Here is a 26,604-nt window from a genome sequence, read left to right on the forward strand (position 1 = left end):
GGTTCATTTGAATCAGGAGGTTTTATGAATGCAATGACGCGTCTTTCCTTTTCCCTGTCCGTAACCCTGCCCCTGGCCTGCGGCACTCTGCTCTCTTCTGCTGCCTGGGCTGGCGACGCGCCGATCCAGCCGAAAGTGATGCTGATCACCATGTTCGCCCCCGAGGCGCAGAACTGGATCGATCGCCTGGAGCTCAAGCAAGAAGTGCGCGTACCGGGCCTGGCCGCCGAATACCCGAATATCCGCTGCAACACCCAACAGGTGTGCCTGATGGTCACCGGCATGGGCCAGACCAATGCCGCAGCCTCGACCCTGGCCCTGGCGCTGTCACCGAAATTCGACCTGCGCAAAAGTTACTTCCTGATCGCCGGGATTGCCGGCATCAGCCCGCACCACGGCACCATCGGCACGACCGCGTGGGCGCACTATCTGGTGGAGTTCGGCACCCAGTGGGAACTGGATTCCCGCGACGCGCCGAAAGACTGGCCGACCGGTTACCTGGGCATCAACACCAAAGGTCCGAACGAAAAGCCGCCGCTGGACTACAAGACTGAAGTGTTCGAACTCAATCCAAAGTTGCAGGCCAAGGCGTTCGCCCTGAGCCACAAGGTCCAGCTGAGCGAGAGCAAGGAATCAGCGATATGGCGCTTGAAGTATCCGTCTGCGCCAGCCAATCAGCCACCGGTGGTGACCCAGTGCGACACACTGGCGGGCAATACCTGGTTTTCCGGGACGCGGTTGAGTGAGCGGGCAGAAGTCTGGACCAAGCTGTTGACCAATAACGAAGGGGTCTATTGCACGACTCAACAGGAAGACAACTCAACCTACGAGGCGCTGCTGCGCGCCAGCCGCGAGGGGCTGGTGGATGTCCGGCGCCTGGCGGTGGTGCGCGCCGGTTCCGACTTCGACCGGCCGGCGCCGGGCCAGAGTGAGGTGGATAACCTGCTCAAATACGCCGATCAAGGCGGTTTTGTGCCGGCGCTGGAGAACCTGTACCGCACCGGGAATCCGTTGGTGCAGGAGATTTTGCAGAACTGGTCGGCTTGGGAGAAAGGTGTGCCTGAGGTCTGAGTTCGGCTTCAGGCCGTCATCGCGAGCAGGCTCGCTCCTACAGAGGTCTGTGTCGGTCATAAATCATGTGAGCGGCGCAGATCAACTGTGGGAGCGAGCCTGCTCGCGATAGGGCCAGAACATTCAACATAAATGCCGACTGTGACGGTTCCGCCAGCACCCCCTGGGCCATAGGCTAGGATCATTGGGGGTCAAGGAAGGCTCCATGATCACAAGGCGTCCGGCCGTCGCCAGCCACTGTCACCGTCCGACAATTCGACTGAATTTTCCCCGCGCCTCGCGATCCCTCTATAACTACAGGGAGGAATACAGGCTTTATGAACAATGCAAAACTTTTCGTTATTGAATACACCCTTCATGGCCAGCCCAAGTCTTTCATTATCCGCCTGGACAAAATGGACAATGCAGAGGCTTGGCACTGGGCCAGTTGCGACGCCGGAGTCGGCCGGATCCCGCGCTTTGGCCGTGAACGGGTGCAAAAGACCAGCAAACCGCTGGCGGAAAAATTCGGCATCGAGAATGTGACCTGGCGACCGGCCAGTTGAAATGAAAGTGGAGCCCGATCAGGCTCCACTTTTTTTGGATGAACTGTCAGCGTTGGGCGCACTTACAGCCCTTGCTGGCACATTCTTCGCCATGTTCGTGGTGCTTGGCACAGGCTTCACAGCAATAGTGCTTGCCGTGACGCGCGATCGGATGTTCGCCCAGTTTGCAGGAACATTTGGGGCAGTCGCAGATACTTTCACTGTCGATCATGAGTCTGACTCCATTGTTGTGGTCGTCAAGGTGTCGCGGGTGCGCGACACCTGAAGCAAATGACCGCCCGTTCCACAAACGGGTTCAAACAAACGCTTGGACGGTGTTTGCTTACTAATGAGGGTAGTCTCGATGCAGAACCTGTGGGAGCGTGGCTTGCCCGCGAAGGCGTAGTGTCATTCAACATTGATATCGACTGACACTACGCTTTCGCGGGCAAGCCTCGCTCCCACAGGATTTTCGTCGCTCGAATTTCTTAACTTACCGGTAGTGGGGGCAAACCCCTCGCCCCAAAAGCACTATCAATCAAATACGGAATTGCCCGACCAGTTTCCCCAAGCGCTGACCAAGGTCGGCCAGGCTGCGCGAGGTCTGGGCGCCGAGCTGGGTTTCGTCGGCGACGCTGTCTACGGCCACGGCGATTTGATGCACGCTGCGGTTGATTTCTTCGGCCACGGCGGTTTGCTCTTCGGCGGCGCTGGCGATCTGGGCGTTCATCGAGTTGATGGTGCCGATCAATTGAGCCATGGCATCCAGAGATGCCCCCGCCTCGTTGGCCTGGGCCGACGTGCCGTCACCGGCCTCGCTGGAGCGGCGCATGGCTTCGACTGCCGATTGGGTGCCGGCCTGCAAGCGGTCGATCATGCTCTGGATTTCCTGGGTGCTGATTTGCGTGCGACTGGCCAATGCCCGCACTTCGTCGGCGACCACCGCAAAACCACGCCCGGCCTCACCGGCGCGGGCCGCTTCGATGGCGGCGTTGAGCGCCAGAAGGTTGGTCTGCTCGGCAATCGAACGGATCACCCCGAGTACGCTGACAATCGACGACACGTCTTTCTGCAAGCTGTCGAGGGACACACCACTGCTGCGAATGTCGTTCACCAACGCATGAATCTTCACAATGCTGCCTGCCACCACGCGCTTGGCAGCCTGGCCTTCTTCGTCGGTCTGCTGGGCAGCGACCGCCGCGTTTTGCGCGCTTTTTGCCACTTCCTGGGCCGCCGCCGACATTTCGTTGATCGCCGTGGCCACCTGATCGGTTTCGTGACGCTGGCGCTCCATGGCCTGATCCGAGCGCTGGGCCTGATCGGAGACCTGATTCACCAGCCCGGTCAGTTGCGAGGTCATTTCAGTAATCTGCCGTACCAACCCATGGATCTTATCGACGAAACGGTTGAACGAGCCGGCCAGTTCGCCGAGTTCATCCTGGCTGGTGATGGACAGACGCCGGGTCAAGTCGCCCTCGCCCGCCGCGATGTCGTCGAGGTTGGCTTTCATCAGGTTCAGCGGACGCAAAATGGTGTTGGCCAGCAGCATCCCGGCAGCAGCGATCACCAGCAGCACCACCACGGCAATCCCGACAATGCTCAGCACCACGCCTTGCATGCGTTCCTGGACCTTGGCCTCGACCACCGCCACTTGCGCTTCGATGCCGTCGAGGTTGACCGAGGTGCCGACCGCCATGTCCCACTTCGGCAGGTATTCGGTGTAGCCGAGTTTGGGCACCAGCACTTGGGTGTTGCCGGGCAGCGTCGAGCTGTATTGCAGGTAGTGGGTCCCGTCCTTCGCGACTTTCACCAGGTCACGGTTGACGTAGACGCCGTTCGGGTCGCGGTTGTCCTTGAAGCTCTGGCCCACGCCTTCGGGACTGTTGGCCTTGAACAAGCGCACGGTATTGGAGTCGTAGCCGAAGAAGTAGCCGTCCTTGCCGTAGGTGATACTCGACAGCAACTTGATCACCTGCGCCCGCGCCGCGTCATCGCCGGGGGCGGCCGCGTCGTAGAGCGGTTTGATCGTGGTCATGGCCACGGCGACGTAACTTTGCAGAGTCGCCTTGGCATCGCTGAGCAGGCGCTGACGGGTTTGCTCGACTTCCTTGCGAGCCTGCTCCTGCAGAATGAACAACGTGGTCAGGCTGATGACCAGCGCAAAGAGCAGCACCGGGAGGACGGCAAGGGACAGGACTTTAGCCTTCAGGCTCATGCGCATGACGTTCACTCTTTTGATTTTGTTGGCGTGGTTAAAGGCTATAACGGCAGGCCAATTCAAAAGTTGAGTGAAGGGCACAGCAATCAAATGTGGGAGCGGGCTTGCTCGCGAAGGCGGCGGCACATCCAGCATTGATGTGTCTGACAGATCGCTTTCGCGAGCAAGCCCGCTCCCACATTTGATCCGGGGTGTTTTACAGAACCATCGCCGCTACCCAGCCAAACGCCAGCAATGGCAGGTTGTAGTGCAGGAAGGTCGGGACCACGGTGTCCCAGATGTGGTGATGCTGGCCGTCGATGTTCAGACCGGAGGTCGGGCCCAGGGTCGAGTCCGACGCGGGTGACCCGGCATCGCCCAGTGCGCCGGCGGTGCCGACGATGCACACGATGGCGATCGGGCTGAAGCCCAGTTGCACGCACAACGGTACGAAAATCACCGCCAGAATCGGGACGGTGGAAAACGATGAGCCGATGCCCATGGTTACCAACAGGCCCACCAGCAACATCAGCAACGCGCCGATGGCTTTGCTGTGGCCGATCCACGAGGCCGAGGTTTCGACCAGTGTCTGCACTTGCCCGGTGGCTTTGATCACTTCGCCAAACCCGGACGCGGCGATCATGATGAAGCCGATCATCGCCATCATCTTCATGCCTTCGGTGAACAGGTCATCGGTGTCCCGCCACTTCACAATCCCCGACACCGAGAAAATCAGAAAACCCGCCAGCGCCCCGATAATCATCGAGTCCAGCAGCAACTGAACAATGAACGCGGCGGCAATGGCCAGACCGGCGATCATCAGGCTCAACGGGTTGTACTGCACCGCGACCTGTTCGACCTGCTCGATTTTTTCCAGGTCGTAAACGCGCTTCTTGCGGTAGCTGATGAACGCTGCCGCGAGGCCAAACACCATGCCCAGTGCCGGAATGCCCATGGCATGGGTGACGTTGATGCCACTGATGTCCACGCCACTACGGGCGACGTTGGCCAACAGGATTTCATTGAGGAAGATGTTGCCGAAGCCCACGGGCAGGAACATGTACGGCGTGATCAAACCAAAGGTGATGACACAGGCAATCAATCGACGGTCCAGTTGCAGCTTGGTCAGCACGTAGAGAAGAGGCGGAACCAGCAACGGAATAAAGGCGATATGAATCGGCAAAATGTTCTGGGAGGCGATGGCCACCACCCACAGCAAACCGATCAGCAGCCATTTGACGTTTCCGCCACCGTTGGCGTGCTGGCGATCGACCATGGCCAGGGCTTTGTCGGCCAGCGCATGGGCCAGGCCGGACTTGGCGATGGCCACCGCGAATGCGCCGAGCAAAGCGTAGGACAACGCAACCGTCGCCCCGCCGCCGAGGCCATTGTTGAAGGCTTTCAGGGTCGCGTCGATGCCCAGGCCACCGGTCAAGCCACCGACCAGCGCACCCACGATCAGCGCGATCACCACATGCACGCGGGACAGGCTGAGTATCAGCATGATGCCGACCGCGGCAATTACTGCATTCATTGTTGTTACCTCAAAAGCAGCGCGGTGAGGCAATCACCGCCAAACGGAATGAGTCCGGCCGGCAGTCTGTAGGAGCGCCGCCAGCGGATGGAGAAAAGGGTTTTATTAGAGGGCGCGCACTGTGCCGCAGAGTCGCCTCGGTGTCAAAGCCGGAGCACGGTCCCGTGTAGGAGCTGCCGGAGGCTGCGATCTTTTGATTTTTGCGCCCTTGATGACGCCGAAGATCAAAAGATCGCAGCCTTCGGCAGCTCCTACGGGGGTAATTCGGTATTCATAGGGGAGCATAAAGAAAGCCAAATCACGGCCGCTACAGTGCAAAGTCTCAGATATTTATCGAATAAAGAATAAAAGGACGTTCCCATGTCGCTCAGACAACTTTCCATTCAATGGAAAATCACCCTGCTGGCCGGGCTGTGCCTGGCGGGTATCGTGACCCTGCTGGTAGGGCTTTCGCTGTATCGCATGGAGCACAGCTCCGCGCTGGTAAAAGCCTCAAGCATGGAGATGCTGACCGAAGCCGCCCAGGCGCGCATTGAGTCCCAGGGTGAAGTCCAGGCGCTGGGCATTCGTCAGCAGTTCATGGACGCCTATCAATATGGCCATGGTTTCTCGCGGCAGGTGCTGTTTTTGCGCGATCAGGCCGAGAAGCGCTTTCTCGATGCCTTCGACCTGCGTGAAGACTTGACCCGGCAGGTCAAGTCAGCCCTGCAAGCCAACCCGGAACTGCTCGGCCTGTCGCTGGTGTTCGAAGCCAATGCGCTGGACAACAAGGACGAACTGTTCGCCGGTCAGGCGGAGCTGGGCAGTAACGACAAGGGCCGTTTCGCCCTGTACTGGTCGCAACCTGTACCTGGCAAGGTGACCTCCATGGCCCTGCCGGAAAGTGACATGGCCGACACCAGCACCGGCCCCAGCGGCGAGCCAGCCAACGCCTGGTTCACGTGCCCGCGCACCACGCTCAAGCCGTGCGTGATTGAACCCTACTTCTATGTGATCGACGGCCAGAACGTGCTGATGACCAGCATCGTGTTCCCGCTGATGGTCAACGGCAAAGTCATCGCCTCTTTGTCGGTGGACATCAACCTCAACAGTCTGCAAGCGATCAGCCAGAGCGCCAGTAAAAAACTCTATGACGGCCAGACCAGCGTCAGCATCGTCAGCCCGGTCGGCTTGCTCGCCGGCTACAGCCGGGACGCCAGCAAACTCAGCCAACGCCTGGACGCCGTGGACACCACCGACGGAGCCGAACTGCTCCGCCGGCTGACCACCAGCAGCAAGACCGAAAGTCTGCACAGCAACCAGCAATTGAAAGTGCTGTCGCCGTTCCAGCCGATTCCCGGTGGTAAATCCTGGGGGGTGTTGCTCGACGTGCCGGAGAAGGTCCTGGTCGGCCCTGCCGAAACGCTGAAAAAACAACTCGACGACAGCAACACCGCCGGAACGCTGATCGAACTGTGCCTGGGTGTGCTGGCGGCGCTTGTCGGTCTGCTGTTGGTATGGCTAATGGCGCGTAGCGTGACCCGACCGATCCTCGGCGTGGCCCGCATGCTGGAAGACATTGCCAGCGGCGAAGGCGACCTGACCCGGCGCCTGGCCTACGACAAGCAGGATGAACTGGGCCAGTTGGCCGGTTGGTTCAACCGTTTCCTCGACAAGCTGCAACCGATCATCGCCGAAGTGAAGCGCTCGGTGCAGGACGCTCGAAGCACGGCGGACCAGTCGTCCGCCATCGCCACCCAGACCAGCGCCGGCATGGAACAGCAATACCGTCAGGTCGATCAGGTCGCCACCGCGTCCCATGAAATGAGCGCCACCGCCCAGGACGTGGCCCGCAGTGCCGCACAGGCGGCACACGCGGCGCGCGACGCCGATCAGGCAACCCGTCAGGGTTTGACCGTGATCGACCGCACCACCACCAGCATCGACCACCTCGCCGCCGACATGAGCGCGGCCATGGTGCAGGTCGAAGGCCTGGCAGCGAACAGCGAGAAAATCGGTTCGGTGCTGGAGGTCATTCGTGCCATCGCCGAACAGACCAACCTCTTGGCGCTGAATGCCGCCATCGAAGCCGCCCGTGCCGGGGAAGCCGGACGCGGTTTTGCCGTGGTGGCCGATGAAGTGCGCAACCTGGCGCGGCGCACTCAAGAGTCTGTCGAAGAAACCCGCCTGGTGATCGAGCAGTTGCAGAGCGGTACTCAGGACGTGGTGAGTTCGATGAACAATAGCCATCGCCAGGCTCAGGGCAGTGTCGAGCAGGTCGGTCAAGCGGTGACGGCATTGAAGCAGATTGGTGATGCGGTGACGGTGATCAGCGACATGAACCTGCAGATTGCCAGTGCGGCTGAAGAGCAAAGCGCGGTGGCTGAAGAGATCAATAACAACGTGGCGACCATTCGGGATGTCACCGAATCACTGTCGGGGCAGGCCAATGAATCGGCCCGGGTGAGTCAGTCGCTTAACAGTTTGGCGAATCAGCAGCAGAGCTTGATGGATCAGTTTCGGGTGTGATGCAGATTCCGCGTCCACCGAAGATCCAAATGTGGGAGCGGCATGTGGCGAGGGGGCTTGCCCCCGTTTGAGTGCGTAGCACTCACAAGATCTTTGGTGTATCAGAAATTTTGGGGCTGCTTCGCAGCCCAACGGGGGCAAGCCCCCTCGCCACAGGATCGAACTCAGCGTTTGGGTAACTCGATCGTCACCTGCAACCCGCCCCACTCGCTTTCCTGCAACTTCAACACCCCGCCCCATGTGTCGACGATGTCGCGCACGATGCCCAACCCCAGCCCATGCCCATCCGTCTGTTCATCAAGCCGGGTACCGCGGCTGAACACCTGAGCGCGCTGGTCTTCGGGAATCCCCGGTCCATCGTCTTCCACGCTCAGCTCAAACCTTTCTGCCGTTTCGACCACGCTCAGCCGCACCTCCGCATCCGCCCATTTGCAGGCGTTGTCCAGCAGGTTGCCAAGTAATTCCAGCAGATCTTCGCGATCCCATGGCAGTTGCAAACCGGCCGGGGCCCGGTAGCTCAGGTCGAGGTGTTCGCCGTGAATCATGTTCAACGTGGCCAGCAACCCAGGCAGCTCGGCATCGCAATCGAACAACGCACCCGGCAGTGCGTCGCCGGACAGCCGGGCGCGGTTGAGTTCACGATTGAGCCGCTGCTGAACCTGTTCCAGTTGTGCCTGCATGATTTTGCGCAACTGCGGGTGAGCATCGAGTTTTTCGCTGGAAGCCAGGCTCAACAACACCGCCAGCGGGGTTTTCAAGGCATGGCCGAGATTGCCCAGCGCATTGCGCGAGCGCTTGAGGCTGTCTTCGGTGTGGGCCAGCAAATGGTTGATCTGCGCCACCAGCGGTTCCAGCTCCAGCGGCACTTCTTCGTCGAGTTGCGAGCGCTGCCCCTGCTGCAACTGGGCGATTTGCTCGCGGGCCTTTTCCAGCGGGCGCAAGGCGCGGCGCACGGTGACTCGTTGCAACAGCAAAATCAACAACAACCCCGCCAGCCCCAGCCCCAGACCGACCTCTTGCATGCGGCAGAAACTCTCACGTATCGGGGTGTAATCCTGTGCCACGCTAATGGAAATCGCCTGGCCCAACCGGCGATAGTCCGAACGCAACACCAGCAGCTGCTGCCCTTCCGGCCCCAGTTGCAGGTTGCTGTGCAGGCCGACATGGTCTAGCTGCGGCAGATCCTGATCCCATAGTGAGCGGGAACGCCAATGCCTGTCGGCAAAGTCGATGCGAAAATAGTGCCCGGAAAACGGTCGCTGATAGGCCGGCGCCAAGTGCCGCTCATCCAGTTGCAATCCCTGCGGTCCACGCACCAGCGCCACCAGCAGGTTTTCGCTGTCATTGCGCAGCCCGGCTTCGAGGTAGCGCTGCAAACCCATTTCGAACAGCCATAAACTGGTTTGCGCCAGCACCAGGCCAAAGATCACCATCACGCTGATCAGGCCCAGGCTCAAGCGGCGCTGGATCGACCTCACCGGGCTTGCCCGCCGAACAGGTAACCCTGACCGCGACGGGTTTCGATCACACTGCGGCCGAGCTTGCGTCGCAGATGGTTGACGTGGACTTCCAGCACGTTGGAATCGCGCTCGGTTTCACCGTCGTAGAGGTGTTCGGCGAGATGGCTTTTGGAAAGGATCTGTTCGGGGTGCAGCATGAAGTAGCGCAGCAGGCGAAACTCGGCGGCAGTGAGCTGAATGTCGGCGCCGTCGCGGGTCACGCACTGGCGACCTTCATCCAAATGCAAACCTGCGGCCTTGAGCGTTGGCTGATTGGCGTGACCGTGGGAGCGACGTAACAGTGCCTGGACTCGCAGGTGTAGCTCCTCGGGATGGAACGGTTTGGTCAGGTAATCGTCGGCGCCGGCCTTGAGGCCTTCGATCCGCTCGGCCCAGGAATCGCGCGCGGTGAGGATCAGCACCGGCGTGACCAGGCCGCCGGCCCGCCATTGCGCCAGCACGTCGAGCCCCGGCAAACCCGGCAGGCCGAGGTCGAGGATGATCAGGTCATAAGGCTCGCTGCTGCCCTGATACACCGCGTCGCGACCGTCGGCCAGCCAGTCCACGGCGTAACCCTGCCGGTTGAGGCCGGCCATCAGTTCGTCGGCCAGCGGCACATGGTCTTCCACCAGAAGCAAACGCATCGATCAATCTTCCTTGTCTTTCAGTAACTGGCCGGTGGTGGCATCGAGGTCCAGCTCGCGCACCACGCCTTCGGTGGTCAACAGCTCGACTTCATAAATGTAGACGCCGTGCTTTTCCTCAAGCTCGGCTTCCAGCAGCTTGGCCCCGGGATAGCGGTCCAGCGCTTGCTGCAACATCTGCCCCAGCGGCAGGATCACACCTTGTTGGCGCAGGCGCAGGGCCTCGTCCTGATCCAGGTCACGGGCCATGACCACCGAGCAAAAAGCCAGGAACGCCAGCGCCATTCGACTGCTGGCGCGTCGATTTAAACAAAACACCTTCATTACGTATCCTGATGATCCTTGAGAACCTGCCCGCTGACAGCGTCCAATTCCAGGTCCCACTCGAGGCTCTGCGGGTCGCGCAGTTCCACTTGGTAGGTGTACTTGCCGTACTCTTCTTTGAGCTCGGTTTCGCTGATTGTGGCGCCGGGATGTTTGGCCAATGCCGTGGCGTTGAGCTTCTCGAAGGACACAATGGTACCAGCGTCGCGCAGTCTCAGGGCTTCGTCGGGCCCCAGGTCGCGAGCGTGGGCGATGCTGGCGGTCATGGCGATGATGGAGGCGGTGAACAGGGCAGTCAGGATTTTCATGGATGTCTCCGTATTTTTTATGTGTTGCTACGAGAGCTACCTTAGTGATTCGAACTTAACTGAAACTGAATTGCCATCATTGATGACCACTGCACAAAACCTGTGGGAGCGGGCTTGCCCGCGATGGCGTCGGCACATCCAGTATCGAGGCGACAGGTACACCGCCTTCGCGGGCAAGCCCGCTCCCACAATGGATTCGTGCACCTGCAGAACGCGCTTATAATCCCCGCACGCCAGACATCGAGACCGGTTATGACCGCGATCCACATCAAGTTCCCTTCCCTGACTATCAAGGCCGGCCCGCGTGCCTTGGCGCGCATCCGTGCAAATGGCTTGAGCGCCGCCGATGTGGGCACGTTGCCGGGCGCCGCCGGTGGCCCGAAAGCGTTGGGGATTCAGGGGCTGGACCTGGCGCTGTTCGGCGAATGGCTGCCGGCGGCGCCCCGGGAGCGTTCGCTGATCGGCGCCTCGGTGGGTTCTTGGCGGTTCGCCAGCGCCTGCCTGCCGGACGCCGCCGAAGGCATCCGCCGCCTGGGTCATCTGTACACCGAGCAGAATTTCGCCAAGGGTGTGACCATGGCGCAGATCAGCCAGAGCTCCCGGTGCATGCTCGATGACTTGCTCGACGGCCGCGATGCATCGATTCTGGATAATGCCCATTACCGACTGAACATCATGGTGGTCAAAAGCCACGGCTTGCTGGCGGACGATCATCGCGGTCGGTTGGGGTTGGGCCTGTCGTCGGTGATCGCCGACAACCTGCGCGGGCGGGCGCGGCTGTCGCGGCATTTCGAGCGGCTGATCATCCACGACCCGCGCCTGGCGCCACCGGTCAACGCGCTGAATGACTTCCCGTCGCGCTTCGTTGCGCTGGATGCCGGCAACCTGCGCCAGGCCCTGCTCGCCTCGGGTTCGATCCCGATGGTCATGCAAGGCGTGCGCGACCTGCCGGGTGCCGGCGCCGGGACGTTTCGCGACGGTGGTCTGCTGGACTATCACCTCGATTTGCCCTACAGCGGCAACGACATTGTGCTGTATCCGCACTTCACTGATCGAGTGATCCCCGGCTGGTTCGACAAGACCCTGCCGTGGCGCCGCGCCTGCCCGGTGCGTTTGCAGGATGTTCTGTTGCTGGCGCCGTCCAAGGAATACCTGTCGCGCCTGCCCTACGGCAAACTGCCGGACCGTAACGATTTCAAGCGCTTCATGGGCGATGCCCCGAGCCGGCAGAAATACTGGCGCGCGACGATGGATGAAAGCCGTCGCCTGGGCGATGAGTTTCTCGAACTGACCGCCAACGGTCGTCTCGGCGAGCGCTTGCTGACCCTTTAGTCAGTGTTTTCCCGCATCGCCAAACACAAGCTGGTAAACTCGCCACCTGCCCACATCGCTGCGGCGATCGCCACCTGACAGAGCTGAACATCACTGTGGAAATTTTCAAAGAATTTACCTTCGAATCCGCACACCGCCTGCCCCACGTGCCGGACGGCCACAAGTGCGGTCGCTTGCACGGTCACTCGTTCAAAGTGGCGATTCACCTGAGCGGCGACCTCGATCCGCACACCGGCTGGATCCGCGACTTCTCGGAAATCAAGGCGATCTTCAAGCCGCTCTACGAGCGTCTGGACCATAACTACCTGAACGACATTCCCGGCCTGGAAAACCCGACCAGCGAAGTGCTGGCCAAGTGGATCTGGAATGAATTGAAGCCCCTGCTGCCGGAACTCAGTGCGATTCGCATCCACGAAACCTGCACCAGCGGTTGCATCTATCGCGGTGAGTAAACCGACCCCAAGCACAACATAAATCCCTGTGGGAGCTGGCTTGCCTGCGATGGCATCAACCCGGTTCGACGTTAAACCGAGCCGCCTGCATCGCGGGCAAGCCCGACTCCCACACAAGCCCGACCACACAAGAACTGCGTTTCGTCAGTGAATATAAAAACAGCCTTCAATGGCTGTTTTTTTATGCCTATGCTTCTTGGCTCGCACATGCCAAGAGGACGCATCCATGGCTGACTGGCCGCTGGCTCAGACCTATCGCTTCAACGGGCACTCCGTGCGCTACGCCGTGCGTGGCGACGGTCCGCCGCTGGTGTTCGTGCATGGCACGCCCTTCTCTTCTTATGTGTGGCACCGGATTGCGCCGCACTTCATCACCACGCACCGGGTGCACTATTTTGATCTGCTGGGCTATGGGCTATCCGCACAGCCGGAAGGCGATGTGTCGCTGGGCGTACAAAACCAACTGTTGGCGCAATTGCTGGAGCACTGGGGCCTGGAACGGCCTGACGTGGTGGCCCACGATTTCGGCGGCGCCACCGCGTTGCGCGCGCATCTGCTCAATGGCAAGGATTACCGCAGCCTGACGCTGATCGACCCTGTGGCGCTATCGCCCTGGGGGTCACCGTTCGTGCAGCATGTGCGTCAGCATGAAGCGGCGTTCAGTGGACTGCCCGATTACATTCAGCAGGCGATTGTGCCGGCCTATATTCGCGGCGCGATCAAGCGCGAGATTCCCGATCATGAGCTGGCGCCCTATGTGCGGCCTTGGCTGGGAGACCCCGGGCAAGCGGCGTTCTACCGGCAGATCGCGCAGATGGATGAACGTTATACCCGCGAGGTCGAAGGGCTGTACCCGACGATTCGCTGCCCGGTGCAGATTCTTTGGGGGGAGGACGATCAGTGGATTCCCATCGAGCGCGGCCGGACGCTGCATCAAATGATTGCGGGATCGCAATTTCACGCCATTGCGAATGCCGGGCACCTGGTTCAGGAGGATGCGCCGGAAGCGATTGTGGCGGCGATATTGCGGTTTTTACCATTGGCAGGGTGATTAAAAATCAAAAGATCGCAGCCTTCGGCAGCTCCTACAGGGATCGGTGTAGGAGCTGCCGAAGGCTGCGATCCTGGCAATTCCAGCAACGCCACAAATGTTCCAATTTGACTCAACCCCGCACCGCTTTCGTGCCTCTCTTCGGGCCAAATCCGCCTGCTCGTCTATAAATAACAACACCCTCGCGCCATTGGCACGAGCACTGCAACACCCCCCGCGTCCTCCATCCAGCAAGGAACGCCATATGACGCAGAACGATTCGGGCAACGATTACCCCCTCAGCGAAGTCCCGATGCATGCCCGTAAGGGACTTGCCTCCACCGCCATGGTGCTACTGGGTTTTACCTTCTTCACCGCGACCATGTTTGCCGGCGGCAAGCTCGGTGTGGCGTTCAGTTTCGGCGAAATGATGGCGGTGATTATCGTCGGCAATCTCCTGCTGGGAATCTACGCCGCGGGGCTGGGCTACATCGCCTTCAAGAGCGGCCTCAACTCGGTGCTGATGGGACGTTTCTGCTTCGGTGAAGTGGGCAGCAAACTCAGCGACTTGATCCTCGGTTTCACCCAGATCGGCTGGTACGCCTGGGGCACCGCGACGGCAGCTGTCGTACTCGGTAAATATTTCGAACTGAGCGAGGGCACGGTTCTGGGGCTGATGGTGTTGTTCGGCCTGGGCTTCTGCGCCACGGCCTACATCGGCTATCGCGGGCTGGAGATTCTGTCGTACATCGCCGTGCCGGCCATGATGTTGCTGCTGATGTTGTCTATGTGGGTCGCGACGGTGAAGGTCGGCGGGTTCGAGGGCTTGCTCGCGGTGGTTCCGACGGGAATGCTGGATTGGTCGACCGCCATTACCCTGGTGTTCGGCACGTTCGTCAGCGGTGCGACGCAAGCCACCAACTGGACACGCTTCTCCCGTTCGGCGCGGGTGGCGGTGCTGGCGAGCCTGATCGGCTTCTTCGTCGGCAATGGTCTGATGGTATTGATCGGTGCCTACGGCGCCATCGTCTATCAACAACCGGACGTGGTCGAAGTGCTGCTGTTGCAAGGCTTCGCCATGGCCGCAATGGCGATGTTGCTGCTCAACATCTGGAGCACCCAGGACAACACCATCTACAACTTCGCCGTCGCTGGCTGCAACCTGCTGCGCACCGGCCGGCGCAAAACCGTGACCCTGGCTGGCGCGGTGATCGGCACGCTGCTGGCGCTACTGGGCATGTATGACATGCTGGTGCCTTACCTGATTTTGCTGGGCACGGTGATTCCGCCGATTGGCGGGGTGATCATGGCGGACTTTTTCTTCCGCTATCGGTGCCGCTACCCACGCCTGGCCGACACACGGCTGCCCGCCTTCAACTGGCCGGGACTGAGCGCTTATGCGGTCGGCACAGTCGCCGCCTTCAGCTCGCCGTGGGTCGCGCCGCTGGTAGGAATTGCCGTAGCCGCGCTAACGTATGTGCTATTGACCGGGGTACTGGGTGCCCGTACCGCCGACGCACCACTACAAGATCTCTAGAAGGATTCGCCTGATGCATATCATCAACGCCCGCCTGCGCAACCAAGAAGGCCTGCATGAGTTGCACCTGGAAAACGGCCTGATTCACAGCATCGCCCGGCAAACCGAAGCCCCGTCCCTGGGGCCTGATGACCTGGATGCCAGCGGTAATCTGGTGGTGCCGCCCTTCGTCGAGCCGCACATTCACCTCGACGCCACCCTGACCGCCGGCGAGCCGCGCTGGAACATGAGCGGCACGCTGTTCGAAGGCATCGAGTGCTGGGGCGAGCGCAAGGCAACGATCACCCAGGAAGACACCAAGACCCGCGCCAAGAAGACCATCCAGACCCTCGCCGCCCACGGCATTCAGCATGTGCGCACCCACGTCGACGTCACTGACCCGGAGCTGACGGCGCTCAAGGCGATGCTTGAAGTCCGCGAGGAAAGCAGCCATCTGATCGACCTGCAAATCGTCGCGTTCCCTCAGGAAGGCATCGAGTCATACCGCAACGGTCGGGAACTGATGGAAGAAGCGATCCGCCTGGGCGCCGATGTAGTCGGGGGTATTCCGCACTTCGAATACACCCGGGATCAGGGCGTCAGTTCGGTGAAGTTCCTCATGGACCTGGCCGAGCGCACCGGTTGCCTGGTGGACGTGCATTGCGACGAAACCGACGACCCGCACTCGCGCTTCCTTGAAGTGCTGGCCGAAGAGGCCCGCAGCCGCGACATGGGTTCGCGCGTTACCGCCAGCCACACCACGGCCATGGGCTCCTACGACAACGCCTACTGCGCCAAGCTCTTTCGGCTGCTCGGGCATTCGGGGATCAGCTTTGTCTCCTGCCCGACCGAAAGCATTCACCTGCAAGGACGCTTCGACAGCTTCCCGAAACGCCGTGGCGTGACCCGGGTGAATGAGTTGCTCGAAGCGGGGATGAATGTGTGTTTCGGTCAGGACTCGATTGTCGATCCGTGGTATCCGCTGGGCAACGGCAATATCCTGCGGGTGCTCGAGGCTGGGTTGCACATCTGCCATATGCTCGGTTATCGCAATCTGCAGAGCGCGCTGGATCTGGTGACCGACAACAGTGCCAAGGCCATGAACCTGGGCGATCGTTATGGGCTGGAGCAAGGGCGGCCGGCGAACCTGCTGATTCTATCGGCGGACAGCGATTATGAGGTGATTCGTAGTCAGGGTTTGCCGCTGTACTCGGTTCGCGGGGGTAAGGTGTTGATGAAGCGGCAGATGCCGGTGGTGGAATGGGCGGATCAACTCTGAGTTTTCGCTGACTGTGCAGGCCTCTTCGCGGGCAAGCCCGCTCCCACAGGGATCACGCTGAACCTGTGGGAGCGGGCTTGCCCGCGATGGCGATGTTGAATTCAACCCATCAACCGCGCCGTACCAAACAACCTGACCCGACTCAATTCGCCATCCAATTCTTCCAGCAAAATCGGCGCCGTGCCGCCAGGCATGACCACCTTCACCTCCCCCGCCGTAACCCATCCCACGCGCCACGCCGCACACGCCACCGCACTGGCGCTGGTGCCTGACGACGCGGTCGGCCCTTCGCCGCGCTCGAACACCCGCGCAACGATTCGTCCCTCGGATTCAAGCATCGCCCATTGCAGGTTCACCCCTGCCGCACACGGCTGCCCTGCCCCGATCGGCAGGGCGTAGGCGATGCGGGTCAATCCGTTGGCCAACGCCGACTCGCGCATCTGCGCGTTACTCGGCAACGCATCGGCACCTGTCACCAACGTCACGCAGTGGGGATTACCGATGCGTACGAACTGGCTGCGGTTCCAGGCAGGATCGAGCGCCGACAATCGCCGCACATGACTGACTTCTCGACCGTTCAACGTCACGGGTTCAACGCCTTGCGCAGCCACCGCTTCAGGTCCGAATGATGGCCGCCCCAAGTCCAGCCAGAACCCTTGCACACCATCGATTTCAGCGGGTTTCACTGAGGTCTCCACCGGCGAAAGCGCATCGCTCTTGTCGTGATGAACCCGCAGCTGACAGGCCTCTTTCGTCGGCATCAGCCCTTGTTCGCCAAGGGCCTGGGAAAAAATCGTCAGGCCATTGCCACTGCGTTCGGCCAGGGTGCCGTCGGTGTTGACGATCAACAGGTCAAAAGGCGGCGACGATTGAAACGGCCCCACCAGCAAACCATCGCAGCGATGTGCCTTGCTGCCGGGCGGTTGTGTACCGGGGACCCAGCCGCAGAACGCCTCGATGGCCGACGACGCCCAGGCCCCACGGCTTTGCGCGGCCAGGCTGGCTTGTTCAGGCAGGTCGATACCGCAACCGCGCAGCGCATCAGGCATCACGACCGCGTAGATATTCCCTCGAGCATCGTACATCCGCGTCATGGCGCCCCCCTCTATGAACAATTGATGCATCGACGATATCGCGAAACAACGGCTGGCTGTGCAAGGATGTCACCCTGCCTGACTGCGATTCCACCCGGACGTGCTGAGCGAACCCTTTGCGGTTGTTCACTGTCCCTTGGGGACGCGACGTTTTTTGCCAAGGATTGATATGACCAACCTCAACACCCAAGCCACCTTCGTCCCCGGACGTCTGGAACAGATGTCCACCCGCATCGCCTTTTTCATCGCAGGCTTCGGCATCGCGGCCTGGGCGCCGCTGGTGCCTTACGCCAAGGCGCGGGCCGGGCTGGATGAAGGCACCCTAGGACTGTTGCTGTTGTGTCTGGGAGTGGGCTCGATTCTGGCGATGCCCATGGCCGGTATTCTGGCGACGCGTTTCGGCTGCCGTCGGGTGTTGAGCGGCGGGACTTTGTTGATCTGTGCGGCCCTGCCGCTGTTGGCGACGGTGTCTACGATTCCGGCGTTGATTGCGGCGTTGTTCATGTTCGGCGCGGGCCTGGGCACGGTGGATTCGACGGTGAACCTGCAAGCGGTGATCGTTGAGCGAGCCAGCGGCAAGACCATGATGTCGGGGTTTCATGGGTTGTTCAGCCTTGGCGGAATCGTCGGCGCGGCGGGTGTCAGCGCGCTGCTCGGTTTCGGGATGTCGCCACTGGGGGCGATGCTGGTGGTGATCGTGCTGCTGGTGGTGGCGTTGCTCAAGGCCGCGCCGCATTTATTGCCCTATGGCAGCGAAAGCTCCGGCCCGGCGTTTGCCGTGCCGCATGGCATCGTGCTGTTTATCGGCGGGATGTGTTTCATCGTGTTCCTGGCCGAAGGCGCGGCGCTGGACTGGAGCGCGGTGTTCCTGGCGCAGGAGCGCGGGATCGACACGGCGTATGCAGGGCTGGGTTATGCGGCGTTTGCGTTGACCATGACTGTCGGGCGTTTGACCGGCGATGCGATTGTCCGGCGCCTCGGTGCTACACGAGTGATTGTGTTCGGTGGATCGACGGCCGCGGCGGGCCTGGCGCTGGCGACATTCGCACCGAGCTGGGAAGCGGCACTGGTGGGTTATGCGCTGCTGGGCGCTGGCTGTTCGAACATCGTACCGGTGCTCTATACCGCCGTGGGCAAACAGACCGTCATGCCGGAAAGCATTGCCGTGCCGGCCATTACCACCCTGGGTTATGCAGGGATTCTCGCCGGGCCTGCGGTGATCGGCTTTATCGCCCATGGCAGCAGCTTGAGTTTTGCCTTTGGGTTGATGGCGGTGTTGCTGGTGGCCGTGGCGATTGGCGGGAAGGTGTTGAAGGTTTAAAAGCATCGCGGGCAAGCCCGCTCCCACAAGGATCTTCAGTGAACACAGCATTTGTGTACGCCAAAGATCATGTGGGAGCGGGCTTGCTCGCGAAAGCGTTGGGTCAGGCGACGGCTTTTTCGGCTGGATGTCCGTCTTCGCGGGCAAGCCTCGCTCCTACAAGAGATCTTCAGCGGACACAGATTTTGTGTACGACACAGATCCTGTGGGAGCGGGCTTGCCCGCGATGAAGTTAACTCGGTCGATCAGAACCCGACGCTGGCCTGCACGAAGAATGTACGTGGTGCGCCGACGTACATCCCCGAGTTGTTGTCGCTGGAGCGGGTGAAGTACTGCTTGTCGAAAATGTTCTTCACCCCTGCGCCGACTTTCAGGTTCGACAGTTGCGAGCCAAAGTCATACCCCCCACGCACGTTCCAGGTGACGTAACCCGGGATGTCGCCGTACTGGCCGTCCGCGCTGCCTTCAGTGATGTAGTTGCCGCTGAAACTGCCATCAGCGTTCACCGCGGTGCCTGGCGAGCGCTGTTTGGATTGGGCAAAGGCATCGAGGTTGTAGGTCCAGCGGTTAATGTCGTAACGCAGGCCGGCGGTCGCCACCTGACGCGAATAGAACGGTAGGTCGCGGCCCTTGAAGCCTGGAATCTCGCCTTCATAAACGGCGCGGGTGTAGGTGAAACCGGCGTTGGCGGTCAGGCCGTCGAGCCGTGGGTCCAGCGCCGCCATGTCGTAATGCACCGAGGCTTCAAGGCCTTGGTGCGTGGTGGCGCCGAGGTTGGTCCAGCCCACATCGTTGCTGATGTATTGCAGTTCTTTATCGAAGTCGATGTAGAACAGCGTCACTTCCCCACCCCACACGTCATCGTTGTAGCGCGTGCCGATCTCGTAGGTCTTGGCCTTTTCCGGGTTCAGGCCGTTGGCGGTGTTGTCACCCGAGCCCCCCTGACCGAGCTGGAAATATTGCAGGCTGCCAAACGAGGTTTCGTAGTTGGCGAACAGCTTCCAGGCCTCGGACATGTGATACATCACGCTCAGGGCCGGCAGCGGTTCGTTGCTGTCGATGCTGCGGCGTTTTTCCTGCACAGGTTTGCCGGCGGTGTCGAGAACCGGTCGGTCGTGCCATTCGGTGCTGATGCTTTCAAAACGGATGCCGGGGGTCACGGTCCAGTTGCCGACGTCGATCTTGTCATCGATGTACACAGCGTGGGCTTCGGTGCCGCCGGTGCGATCCTGGAACACATGACCATCGGAGGTTTTGGTGACCACCGGCTGATTGTTCACCAGCGCCAGACGGCTCGCCTCTTCATGCATGCCCTCTTTCAGGTAGCGATAACCGACGCTGGCTTCCTGAGTGGTCGGGCCCAGATCGAACACATGGGACACACGCGGTTCGATGCCGAAGGTGTAGTAAGTACGCGGATAAGAGCTGAGGGTTTTCTGGTCGCGAGCGGCGATGGTGCTGCCACGAAAACTGTCGGAATAGTAGGTCAGCACTTCGGCCTGGGTGCGGTCGTCGATCTGTCGAATCCACTTGAAGGACACGTCCTTGCGGCGGCCGCTGAAGTTGTCATGGTCGCGGTCGGACTGAAACGGATCAGCGTCGTACTGCTTCTGCGTCAGGCCACCGGGCATGTCGGCGCTGGCGTCGTAGTAATGGAAATTGAGGCTGAAATCGTCCTGATCGGTGGGCGCCCAATGGGTCTTGAGGATCACGTCGTCGATGTCATTACTGTTGTTGCTTTTGCGATAACCGTTGCCGTTCACGCCAGAATACAACAGCGCCACGCCCATGCCGTTATCGGCGGTGCCACCGAGAAACGCGGTGTCGATGTGTTTCCAGCCACCGCGCTGGGTGGTTTCCAGGGTGGTGCCGATTTCGCCGGTGGCTTTCTCCGGGATCGCGCGGGTGACGAAGTTGATCACGCCACCGACGTTCTGCGGCCCATAACGCACGGAACCGGCGCCGCGCACCACGTCGATGCTGTCGAGGTTGCCGGAAGAAATCGGTGCCATGGACAGCTGCGGTTGCCCATAAGGCGCGAAGGCGGCTGGCACGCCGTCGATCAGCACGGTGGAGCGTGGCGACAGCCGCGAGGTCAGGCCACGCACGCCAACGTTCAGGGAAATGTCGCTGCCGCCGGTGCCGTTGGCGTCCTGCACTTGCACGCCGGGTACGCGACGCAGCACGTCACCAACGTTCATGGCGCCCTGCTCGACCATGGCTTCACGACGGATCACCGTGCGCGCGCCGGGATGGTTTTGCACCACGGCGGCGTTGGCATCGCCGAGCCAGTCGCCGACCACTTTGATATCGGTCACGCCCAACTCCAGCGGACCGTTGGCGGCGGAAGTCGGGGCTGGTATCAGGGTCACCGAGCCTTCATCGATCTGATATTCCAGACCGCTGCCTTGCAGCAATTGGCGCAAAGCCTGTTCCGGCGAGAGATTGCCATCGACTGCCAGAGCCTGTTTGCCGGCCACCAGTTCAGGGCTGAAAAAAACCTGCAGCGAGGTTTGCTGACCCAACTGACTCAAGGCCTGACCCAGCGGCTGCGCCTGAATATGAATGGCATCGGCAGCGAACGCCTGGGGCAGCGCCGAGCTGACCGCCAGGGCGAGAGCGAGGGGCAACCAGGATGATTTGTTATTTTTAGCGGTGGTTTTTTTCACGTCGAACGTTGTCCTGTGGATCGCAAGAGTGTGCGGCTGTTAATGAAAACCAGTTGCAGTTGGACAAGAAGACGAAGAACTCGAAAAAAACCTGAATCTATCGGGCAATTATTTCCTGACTGCCGTCATCGAGGGTGCGAATGGCTACCGGCAGAATGCTCGGCAAGGCCTTGAGCAAGGCGTCGGTGTTGTCGGATTTGAACACGCTGGTCAGGCGCAGATCGCCCACTTTGGCGCTACCGACCGTCAGTGGTTTTGCCCGATAACGCGACACTTCTTCGGCCACTTCGCTGAGGCTGGCATTGTTGAATACCAGTTTGCCGTTGCGCCACGCGGTCAGTTCGGCAGAGTTGACCGTATAGGCCGCGGCCACCTTCCCCAGAGCATCGACGCGAGTGCCAAGGCCAGCGGTGAGGCTGACGAAATCGGCGCCGCTACCTTGAACCTTGACCGTGCCCTGCTCCACCGCGACCCGGGTTTCAGTGTTGTCGCGACGTACGTCGAAACGGGTGCCAGTGACCGTGACCTTGCCGCTGCCCGCCTCGACCACGAACGGTCGGCTGCTGTCGTGCTCGACGCTGAACATCGCCTCGCCTTGCGTCAACTCGATGCCGCGACGATCTTTTTCATAGCGCACCTGCACCCGGCTGCGGCTGTTCATATCGATCACCGAACCGTCTGGCAACGCCACATGACGACGCTCGCCAAGGGCCGTGGAATATTCAGCGGTGTAGGTCGCCGGAGGGTTCAAGCCACTGAACAACCCCAGGCCGAGCGCCACCGCCAACACACTGGCGGCCACCGCGTAACGCACCAGCGGATGACGTGTGCGGCGCGCCGGCGGGGTTTCGCACAAGGCGTGCAAACGCTTGGCGGGCAGCAGATCTGTTGCCGCCCACAGGCTCTGGAGCATTTGATATTCGTCGCGATGCTGAGGGTGTTCGTCCAGCCAGATCTCGAAGCCTCGCCGATCTTCGGCGTTGACGGCAGGTTCCTGCAAACGCACAAACCACCGCGCCGCGTCATCGCGAACCGTTGTTTGCCCGCACGCACAATCACGAGTATCCATCATGGAAAGTCCTGTTTGGCCGGGGATGAAAAGGCGCGGCGAATCATGGCTGTAACCCGTCCAGGCGATCACGCAAATGCCGCAGGGTGCGGATCATATACTTTTCCACCATGTTCTTGGACAGCCCCAGGCGCTCAGCGATTTCGGCCTGGGTCAGGCCTTCGATCTTCTGCCAGACGAACACCTTGCGACAGTTGACCGGCAGCTCGGTGAGCGCCCGTTCGATGGAATCCGCCAACTGGATCGCGTGCATGAAATGCTCCGGGTCGCCGGACGACGACACACTGTGATCGATCGCCTCCGACTCCATGGCGCCCCGCCGATCCTCACGCCGATAACCGTCCACCGCAATGTTGCGCGCGGTCTGGTGCAAATACGCCCGAGGTTGTTGCACCGCCGCCGAATCAGACTCAAGCACCCGCACGAAGGTGTCATGGGCCAGGTCCTCGGCCTGCTGACGATTTCTCAGGCGACGGGTCCAGGTGCCGATCAACTCTTCGTAATGCTCGAAAAAGCCGTGTCTGCGGGGCAGCTTGGGGGTCATTGCGGTGTGCTGTGGGGAGGAGGCGTGAATAGTAATGCTTCCTATTAAGGCCGGCAAATCATTCCTCAGAGCGTCTGATAAAGAGTCAAGCAGTGATAGAAGCCAATCATTTCCCTCACTATTCCAAGAGCACCTGACGATCGGCAGCAGAAAACAATTGTCAGTGAATATTACCTACGTCATATTACAGATGTAATAAAGCGCCGTTCCTCACAGGTATTTTTTTATGACCAGCATGCCCAGCCTTGAACCCGACCTTGCTGTCCCGGTGAGCACACCCAAGCCTCCCCTGCTTAAAAGGCTGGTCTTGCTGACGGCAGCCATCGCTGCCTTAGTGTTTATCGGGTTGTACGCAGCTCATTGGTGGACCGCCGGGCGTTTCATCGAAGAAACCGACGATGCCTATATCGGTGGTGACGTCACGGTGATCGGGCCGAAAGTCGCGGGGTATATCGAAGAAGTGCTGGTCACCGACAACCAGAAGGTCAAGGCTGGCGATGTGCTGATTCGGCTCGACGCCCGTGACTATCGCGCCAACCTGGCCAAGGCCGAAGGTGCGGTGGCTGCCGAAGAAGCGTTACTCGCCAACCTCGACGCCACCGAACAACTGCAACACGCGGTGATCGGCCAGGCCCGCGCCGGCATCGATGCCGCGGGTGCCGAAACCGCGCGCTCGCGGGACGATAACGCCCGCTACAAACGCCTGGTGAACAGCAATGCCGTCTCGGTGGAAAGCGCGCAACGGGCCGACGCCACCTTCAAGACTGCACAGGCGCAGAGTGCCCGAGCCCAAGCCGAATTGCTGGCCGCGCAACGCCAATTGAACGTGATTGAAACCCAGAAGCAGCAAGCGCGCGCCGCGTTGATCCAGGCGCGGGCCGAGCGTGATCTGGCGCAATTGAATGTCGGTTACACCGAGTTGAAAGCCCCCGTCGACGGCGTGATCGGCAATCGCCGGGCACGGGTCGGCGCTTATGCCCAGGCCGGTTCGCAACTGTTGTCGGTGGTGCCGGCCAGCGGGCTGTGGGTCGATGCCAATTTCAAGGAAGATCAGCTGTCGCGGATGACGCCGGGCCAACGTGTGATCGTTCATGCAGACGTGCTCAAGGGGCGTGAATTCCACGGTCATCTGGACAGCCTTGCGCCGGCCAGTGGTTCGCAGTTCAGCGTGCTGCCACCGGAAAACGCCACTGGCAACTTCACCAAAATTGTCCAGCGAGTGCCGGTGCGAATCCTGCTCGATCCCGCTGACGGCGTGCTCGGTCACCTGCGCCCCGGTTTGTCGGTGACTGCCGAAGTGGACACCCGCGCCGAGCCTGAAACCCCGACCGTGGCCAGCACACCATGAGTCGCGCCCTCGCCGCCCCCGCGCTGCCGTTCGACGCCGCCAACATGGCGACGGCGACCAAGGTGTTCGCCTTCGCCACGATGTGCATCGGCATGTTCATTGCGCTGCTGGATATCCAGATCGTCTCGGCGTCGCTGCGTGACATCGGCGGCGGGCTCTCGGCTGGCACCGACGAAACTGCATGGGTACAGACCAGTTACCTGATCGCCGAAATCATCGTGATTCCGCTGTCGGGTTGGCTGTCCCGAGTGTTCTCGACCCGTTGGTTGTTCTGCGCTTCGGCGGTGGGTTTCACTTTAGCCAGCCTGCTCTGCGGCGCGGCCTGGAACATCCAGAGCATGATCGCCTTCCGCGCCTTGCAAGGGTTTCTCGGTGGTTCGATGATCCCGCTGGTGTTCACCACCGCGTTCTTTTTCTTCACCGGTAAACAACGGGTAATCGCCGCCGCGACCATCGGTGCCGTGGCCTCGCTGGCACCGACGCTGGGGCCGGTGATCGGGGGCTGGATCACCGACATTTCGTCCTGGCACTGGCTGTTCTACATCAACCTGGTGCCGGGAATTTTCGTCGCGGTGGCGGTGCCGATGCTGGTGAAAATCGACCAGCCGGAACTGTCGCTGCTCAAGGGTGCCGACTACCTGAGCATGCTGTTCATGGCGGTGTTTCTCGGTTGCCTGCAATACACCCTCGAAGAAGGCCCACGCTTCAACTGGTTCAGCGACAGCACGATCCTGACCACCGCCTGGATCAGCGGCCTGGCGGGATTGGCTTTCATCGGTCGGACCTTGCACGTGGCCAATCCGATCGTCGATCTGCGTGCCTTGAAAGACCGCAACTTCGCCCTCGGTTGTTTCTTTTCGTTCGTCACGGGGATCGGCCTGTTCGCGACTATTTACCTGACGCCACTGTTTCTCGGTCGTGTACGTGGCTACGGCGCGCTGGATATTGGCCTGGCGGTTTTTTCCACCGGGGTGTTCCAGATTCTGGCGATTCCACTGTACGCCTTTCTGGCCAACCGCATTGACCTGCGCTGGGTCATGATGATCGGCCTTGGGTTGTTCGCCTTGTCGATGTGGGATTTCAGCCCGATCACCCACGACTGGGGGGCTAAAGAATTGATGCTGCCGCAAGCCTTGCGCGGGATCGCTCAACAACTGGCGGTGCCGCCCGCGGTGACCCTGACCCTCGGCGGACTGGCGCCCGCGCGGCTCAAACATGCTTCGGGATTGTTTAATCTGATGCGTAATCTCGGCGGCGCGATGGGCATCGCCGCGTGCGCGACCATCCTCAATGACCGCACCAACCTGCACTTCACCCGGTTGGCGGAGAACCTCAACAGCACCAACGAAGCGCTGAATCAGTGGCTGTCCCAGGTCGGCAATAACTTCGCCGCCCTCGGCCAAAGCGGTGACATCGGCGTCACCGCCAGCCTGCGTCAGTTGTGGCTGCTGACCTACCGCGAAGCGCAGACACAAACCTATGGCGACGCGTTCCTGATGATCATGGTCTGCTTCATCCTCGCCACGGCGATGGTGCCCTTGATGCGCAAGATACAACCACCGGCCGCGCCGAGTGCTGATGCGCATTGAGGCTTGCCCCTGTTGGGTCGCGAAGCGGCCCCTCTCCCGACACAGAAGCATAAGAAGGCCCCCCGTAGGAGCTGCCGAAGGCTGCGATCTTTTGATCTTGCTCTTGTGGCGAGGGAGCTTGCCCCCTCGCCACAACAACGCCCGCCGCTACTCCGAAGGCCGTGCCCTCAACCGCCGCCCAATCACATCCAGCACATCGCACCCATCCCGCAGAGGAATGGCGCAGAGCAAAGCAAAGTCGCTGAGAATCATCGAATCGCATTCGACTGAGCCGCGCATGGACAGATTTTCGAGCACCTGCGTTACAGCACGAATTCGATAGCTGGCGGCGTCGGTCAGGATATCGAGCGGCGCGTGGGTATCGACGAACAGGGTGGGCATGTCAGTGCAGTTGCTGGTGAGCGCCATGAAGCGGTTTTTGGGGTGGGGAATTGGTTTTTCGTAGGGTGGATCGGGGTGAAGATTTTTCATTTTTAAACCTCTGGTAGAAGTGGAGCTACCATCAGCCTTCCTACAGGCTTGGGTGGCAGCTATACGCGGGGTAGGAATATCGAGACCAGAGAACTCGACCACACCGAAGCGTGCCCGCGCACAGCCGCCGCAACTGATCTTACGGACGCACGTTGATGGCCGCAAATTCAGGTGTCGACGCCAAAGCGTCCACTCTAGTCTTGAAGGGTTCCTACACCCTGCCACTGAATTTTCAGTGACTGCCAAAGACTATCGATGGAGCTCATTTCGCACCAGTTCAT

22 protein-coding genes and 3 pseudogenes are annotated in these 26,604 nt (G+C 60.7%); 12 read left to right on the forward strand and 13 right to left on the reverse strand.

Annotated elements, in window-relative coordinates; genetic code table 11:
• The first annotated feature begins 24 nt into the window (after window positions 1–24).
• Window positions 25–1,071 (forward strand): purine nucleoside permease, encoded by a 1,047-nt coding sequence (locus F6R97_RS06810; protein ID WP_315866279.1) that lies wholly within the window; start codon window positions 25–27, stop codon window positions 1,069–1,071.
• 317 nt (window positions 1,072–1,388) lie between these two features.
• On the forward strand, window positions 1,389–1,616 hold the full coding sequence (locus F6R97_RS06815; protein WP_008071169.1) for a DUF6555 family protein: 228 nt from the start codon (window positions 1,389–1,391) through the stop codon (window positions 1,614–1,616).
• A gap of 46 nt (window positions 1,617–1,662) precedes the next feature.
• On the opposite strand, the gene F6R97_RS06820 is transcribed toward F6R97_RS06815, so the two are convergent.
• The 4 genes and pseudogenes from F6R97_RS06820 to F6R97_RS06830 form a co-directional block, all read right to left on the reverse strand.
• Window positions 1,663–1,827, reverse strand: coding sequence for a metallothionein (locus tag F6R97_RS06820; RefSeq protein ID WP_046049906.1), 165 nt, complete (start codon window positions 1,825–1,827; stop codon window positions 1,663–1,665).
• A 306-nt stretch (window positions 1,828–2,133) separates the two neighbouring features.
• The gene (locus tag F6R97_RS29530; protein WP_409999787.1) at window positions 2,134–2,955 is read right to left on the reverse strand and encodes a methyl-accepting chemotaxis protein; all 822 of its coding nucleotides are present in this window, start codon (window positions 2,953–2,955) and stop codon (window positions 2,134–2,136) included.
• 36 nt (window positions 2,956–2,991) lie between these two features.
• Window positions 2,992–3,948 (reverse strand): annotated as a pseudogene (locus F6R97_RS29535) (cache domain-containing protein); the annotation flags it as partial.
• A gap of 61 nt (window positions 3,949–4,009) precedes the next feature.
• Window positions 4,010–5,326 carry a Na+/H+ antiporter family protein gene (locus F6R97_RS06830; RefSeq protein ID WP_038982360.1) on the reverse strand — a complete coding sequence of 439 codons (1,317 nt, stop codon included), beginning with the start codon at window positions 5,324–5,326 and terminating at the stop codon, window positions 4,010–4,012.
• A gap of 579 nt (window positions 5,327–5,905) precedes the next feature.
• Here F6R97_RS06830 and F6R97_RS29540 point away from each other — a divergent pair.
• Both F6R97_RS29540 and F6R97_RS29545 read left to right on the forward strand, forming a co-directional pair.
• Window positions 5,906–6,976, forward strand: a pseudogene (locus tag F6R97_RS29540) (HAMP domain-containing protein); the annotation flags it as partial.
• A 267-nt stretch (window positions 6,977–7,243) separates the two neighbouring features.
• Window positions 7,244–7,834 (forward strand): annotated as a pseudogene (locus F6R97_RS29545) (methyl-accepting chemotaxis protein); the annotation flags it as partial.
• A gap of 164 nt (window positions 7,835–7,998) precedes the next feature.
• Here F6R97_RS29545 and F6R97_RS06840 read toward each other — a convergent pair.
• From F6R97_RS06840 to F6R97_RS06855, 4 genes are read right to left on the reverse strand one after another with little or no spacing between them, the layout of a single operon-like run.
• Window positions 7,999–9,312: a sensor histidine kinase gene (locus tag F6R97_RS06840; RefSeq protein ID WP_048396773.1), complete on the reverse strand. Its 1,314-nt coding sequence runs from the start codon at window positions 9,310–9,312 to the stop codon at window positions 7,999–8,001.
• A complete protein-coding gene (locus F6R97_RS06845) occupies window positions 9,309–9,977 on the reverse strand; it encodes a response regulator transcription factor (RefSeq protein ID WP_315866281.1) in 669 nt (222 codons plus the stop codon). Before F6R97_RS06845 ends, F6R97_RS06840 begins: the two co-directional genes overlap by 4 nt.
• 3 nt (window positions 9,978–9,980) lie before the next feature.
• Window positions 9,981–10,301, reverse strand: coding sequence for a PepSY domain-containing protein (locus F6R97_RS06850; RefSeq protein ID WP_038982356.1), 321 nt, complete (start codon window positions 10,299–10,301; stop codon window positions 9,981–9,983).
• Window positions 10,301–10,609, reverse strand: coding sequence for a PepSY domain-containing protein (locus F6R97_RS06855; RefSeq protein ID WP_038982355.1), 309 nt, complete (start codon window positions 10,607–10,609; stop codon window positions 10,301–10,303). The genes F6R97_RS06850 and F6R97_RS06855 overlap by 1 nt, the downstream gene beginning before the upstream one ends.
• Window positions 10,610–10,861: 252 nt before the next feature.
• Between F6R97_RS06855 and F6R97_RS06860 the strand changes: the two genes are divergently transcribed.
• The 5 genes from F6R97_RS06860 to codA all read left to right on the forward strand — a co-directional run bounded on the left by F6R97_RS06860 (window position 10,862) and on the right by codA (window position 16,218).
• On the forward strand, window positions 10,862–11,941 hold the full coding sequence (locus tag F6R97_RS06860) for a patatin-like phospholipase family protein (RefSeq protein WP_315866282.1): 1,080 nt from the start codon (window positions 10,862–10,864) through the stop codon (window positions 11,939–11,941).
• 95 nt (window positions 11,942–12,036) lie between these two features.
• Entirely contained in the window at window positions 12,037–12,393 is a 357-nt protein-coding gene (gene queD, locus F6R97_RS06865; protein WP_003173033.1) for a 6-carboxytetrahydropterin synthase QueD, read from the forward strand.
• Window positions 12,394–12,619: 226 nt separating this feature from the next.
• Window positions 12,620–13,444: an alpha/beta hydrolase gene (locus tag F6R97_RS06870; RefSeq protein ID WP_315866283.1), complete on the forward strand. Its 825-nt coding sequence runs from the start codon at window positions 12,620–12,622 to the stop codon at window positions 13,442–13,444.
• A 244-nt stretch (window positions 13,445–13,688) separates the two neighbouring features.
• Window positions 13,689–14,960: a cytosine permease gene (gene codB, locus F6R97_RS06875; RefSeq protein ID WP_315866284.1), complete on the forward strand. Its 1,272-nt coding sequence runs from the start codon at window positions 13,689–13,691 to the stop codon at window positions 14,958–14,960.
• Window positions 14,961–14,973: 13 nt separating this feature from the next.
• Window positions 14,974–16,218 carry a cytosine deaminase gene (gene codA / locus F6R97_RS06880; RefSeq protein WP_315866285.1) on the forward strand — a complete coding sequence of 415 codons (1,245 nt, stop codon included), beginning with the start codon at window positions 14,974–14,976 and terminating at the stop codon, window positions 16,216–16,218.
• 101 nt (window positions 16,219–16,319) lie between these two features.
• Here codA and F6R97_RS06885 read toward each other — a convergent pair whose 3' ends face one another.
• Window positions 16,320–17,312 (reverse strand): DeoR family transcriptional regulator, encoded by a 993-nt coding sequence (locus F6R97_RS06885; RefSeq protein ID WP_048396766.1) that lies wholly within the window; start codon window positions 17,310–17,312, stop codon window positions 16,320–16,322.
• A gap of 169 nt (window positions 17,313–17,481) precedes the next feature.
• Here F6R97_RS06885 and F6R97_RS06890 point away from each other — a divergent pair, with 169 nt between their 5' ends.
• The gene (locus tag F6R97_RS06890; protein WP_038982349.1) at window positions 17,482–18,633 is read left to right on the forward strand and encodes an MFS transporter; all 1,152 of its coding nucleotides are present in this window, start codon (window positions 17,482–17,484) and stop codon (window positions 18,631–18,633) included.
• 245 nt (window positions 18,634–18,878) lie between these two features.
• On the opposite strand, the gene F6R97_RS06895 is transcribed toward F6R97_RS06890, so the two are convergent.
• The 3 genes from F6R97_RS06895 to F6R97_RS06905 form a co-directional block, all read right to left on the reverse strand.
• Window positions 18,879–21,302: a TonB-dependent siderophore receptor gene (locus F6R97_RS06895; RefSeq protein ID WP_048396947.1), complete on the reverse strand. Its 2,424-nt coding sequence runs from the start codon at window positions 21,300–21,302 to the stop codon at window positions 18,879–18,881.
• 97 nt (window positions 21,303–21,399) lie between these two features.
• Window positions 21,400–22,374 carry a FecR family protein gene (locus F6R97_RS06900; RefSeq protein ID WP_048396762.1) on the reverse strand — a complete coding sequence of 325 codons (975 nt, stop codon included), beginning with the start codon at window positions 22,372–22,374 and terminating at the stop codon, window positions 21,400–21,402.
• A gap of 40 nt (window positions 22,375–22,414) precedes the next feature.
• A complete protein-coding gene (locus F6R97_RS06905; RefSeq protein WP_007907700.1) occupies window positions 22,415–22,915 on the reverse strand; it encodes a sigma-70 family RNA polymerase sigma factor in 501 nt (166 codons plus the stop codon).
• A 226-nt stretch (window positions 22,916–23,141) separates the two neighbouring features.
• On the opposite strand from F6R97_RS06905, the gene F6R97_RS06910 reads away from it, so the two are divergent.
• A complete protein-coding gene (locus tag F6R97_RS06910; protein WP_048396761.1) occupies window positions 23,142–24,263 on the forward strand; it encodes an HlyD family secretion protein in 1,122 nt (373 codons plus the stop codon).
• Window positions 24,260–25,852 (forward strand): DHA2 family efflux MFS transporter permease subunit, encoded by a 1,593-nt coding sequence (locus F6R97_RS06915; RefSeq protein WP_048396759.1) that lies wholly within the window; start codon window positions 24,260–24,262, stop codon window positions 25,850–25,852. Before F6R97_RS06910 ends, F6R97_RS06915 begins: the two co-directional genes overlap by 4 nt.
• A gap of 147 nt (window positions 25,853–25,999) precedes the next feature.
• Here the strand turns inward: F6R97_RS06915 and F6R97_RS06920 are convergent, their stop codons facing one another.
• Window positions 26,000–26,323, reverse strand: coding sequence for a hypothetical protein (locus F6R97_RS06920; RefSeq protein ID WP_038982343.1), 324 nt, complete (start codon window positions 26,321–26,323; stop codon window positions 26,000–26,002).
• Window positions 26,324–26,604 lie beyond the last annotated feature (281 nt).

The sequence above is a fragment of the Pseudomonas sp. JV414 genome, assembly GCF_032424305.1.
GTDB classification, from domain to species: domain Bacteria; phylum Pseudomonadota; class Gammaproteobacteria; order Pseudomonadales; family Pseudomonadaceae; genus Aquipseudomonas; species Aquipseudomonas lini.

What these genes read in the sequence shown, in the direction of transcription:
- F6R97_RS06845 (WP_315866281.1), bottom strand. Translation starts at nt 9,977, where the DNA reads ATGCGTTTGCTTCTGGTGGAAGACCATGTGCCGCTGGCCGACGAACTG.
- F6R97_RS06850 (WP_038982356.1), bottom strand. Translation starts at nt 10,301, where the DNA reads ATGAAGGTGTTTTGTTTAAATCGACGCGCCAGCAGTCGAATGGCGCTG.
- F6R97_RS06855 (WP_038982355.1), bottom strand. Translation starts at nt 10,609, where the DNA reads ATGAAAATCCTGACTGCCCTGTTCACCGCCTCCATCATCGCCATGACC.
- F6R97_RS06910 (WP_048396761.1), top strand. Translation starts at nt 23,142, where the DNA reads ATGACCAGCATGCCCAGCCTTGAACCCGACCTTGCTGTCCCGGTGAGC.
- F6R97_RS06815 (WP_008071169.1), top strand. Translation starts at nt 1,389, where the DNA reads ATGAACAATGCAAAACTTTTCGTTATTGAATACACCCTTCATGGCCAG.
- F6R97_RS06900 (WP_048396762.1), bottom strand. Translation starts at nt 22,374, where the DNA reads ATGATGGATACTCGTGATTGTGCGTGCGGGCAAACAACGGTTCGCGAT.
- F6R97_RS06820 (WP_046049906.1), bottom strand. Translation starts at nt 1,827, where the DNA reads ATGATCGACAGTGAAAGTATCTGCGACTGCCCCAAATGTTCCTGCAAA.
- F6R97_RS06920 (WP_038982343.1), bottom strand. Translation starts at nt 26,323, where the DNA reads ATGAAAAATCTTCACCCCGATCCACCCTACGAAAAACCAATTCCCCAC.
- F6R97_RS06860 (WP_315866282.1), top strand. Translation starts at nt 10,862, where the DNA reads ATGACCGCGATCCACATCAAGTTCCCTTCCCTGACTATCAAGGCCGGC.
- F6R97_RS29530 (WP_409999787.1), bottom strand. Translation starts at nt 2,955, where the DNA reads ATGACCTCGCAACTGACCGGGCTGGTGAATCAGGTCTCCGATCAGGCC.
- F6R97_RS06810 (WP_315866279.1), top strand. Translation starts at nt 25, where the DNA reads ATGAATGCAATGACGCGTCTTTCCTTTTCCCTGTCCGTAACCCTGCCC.
- F6R97_RS06890 (WP_038982349.1), top strand. Translation starts at nt 17,482, where the DNA reads ATGACCAACCTCAACACCCAAGCCACCTTCGTCCCCGGACGTCTGGAA.
- F6R97_RS06830 (WP_038982360.1), bottom strand. Translation starts at nt 5,326, where the DNA reads ATGAATGCAGTAATTGCCGCGGTCGGCATCATGCTGATACTCAGCCTG.
- F6R97_RS06905 (WP_007907700.1), bottom strand. Translation starts at nt 22,915, where the DNA reads ATGACCCCCAAGCTGCCCCGCAGACACGGCTTTTTCGAGCATTACGAA.
- F6R97_RS06915 (WP_048396759.1), top strand. Translation starts at nt 24,260, where the DNA reads ATGAGTCGCGCCCTCGCCGCCCCCGCGCTGCCGTTCGACGCCGCCAAC.
- F6R97_RS06885 (WP_048396766.1), bottom strand. Translation starts at nt 17,312, where the DNA reads ATGACGCGGATGTACGATGCTCGAGGGAATATCTACGCGGTCGTGATG.
- codB (WP_315866284.1), top strand. Translation starts at nt 13,689, where the DNA reads ATGACGCAGAACGATTCGGGCAACGATTACCCCCTCAGCGAAGTCCCG.
- F6R97_RS06870 (WP_315866283.1), top strand. Translation starts at nt 12,620, where the DNA reads ATGGCTGACTGGCCGCTGGCTCAGACCTATCGCTTCAACGGGCACTCC.
- codA (WP_315866285.1), top strand. Translation starts at nt 14,974, where the DNA reads ATGCATATCATCAACGCCCGCCTGCGCAACCAAGAAGGCCTGCATGAG.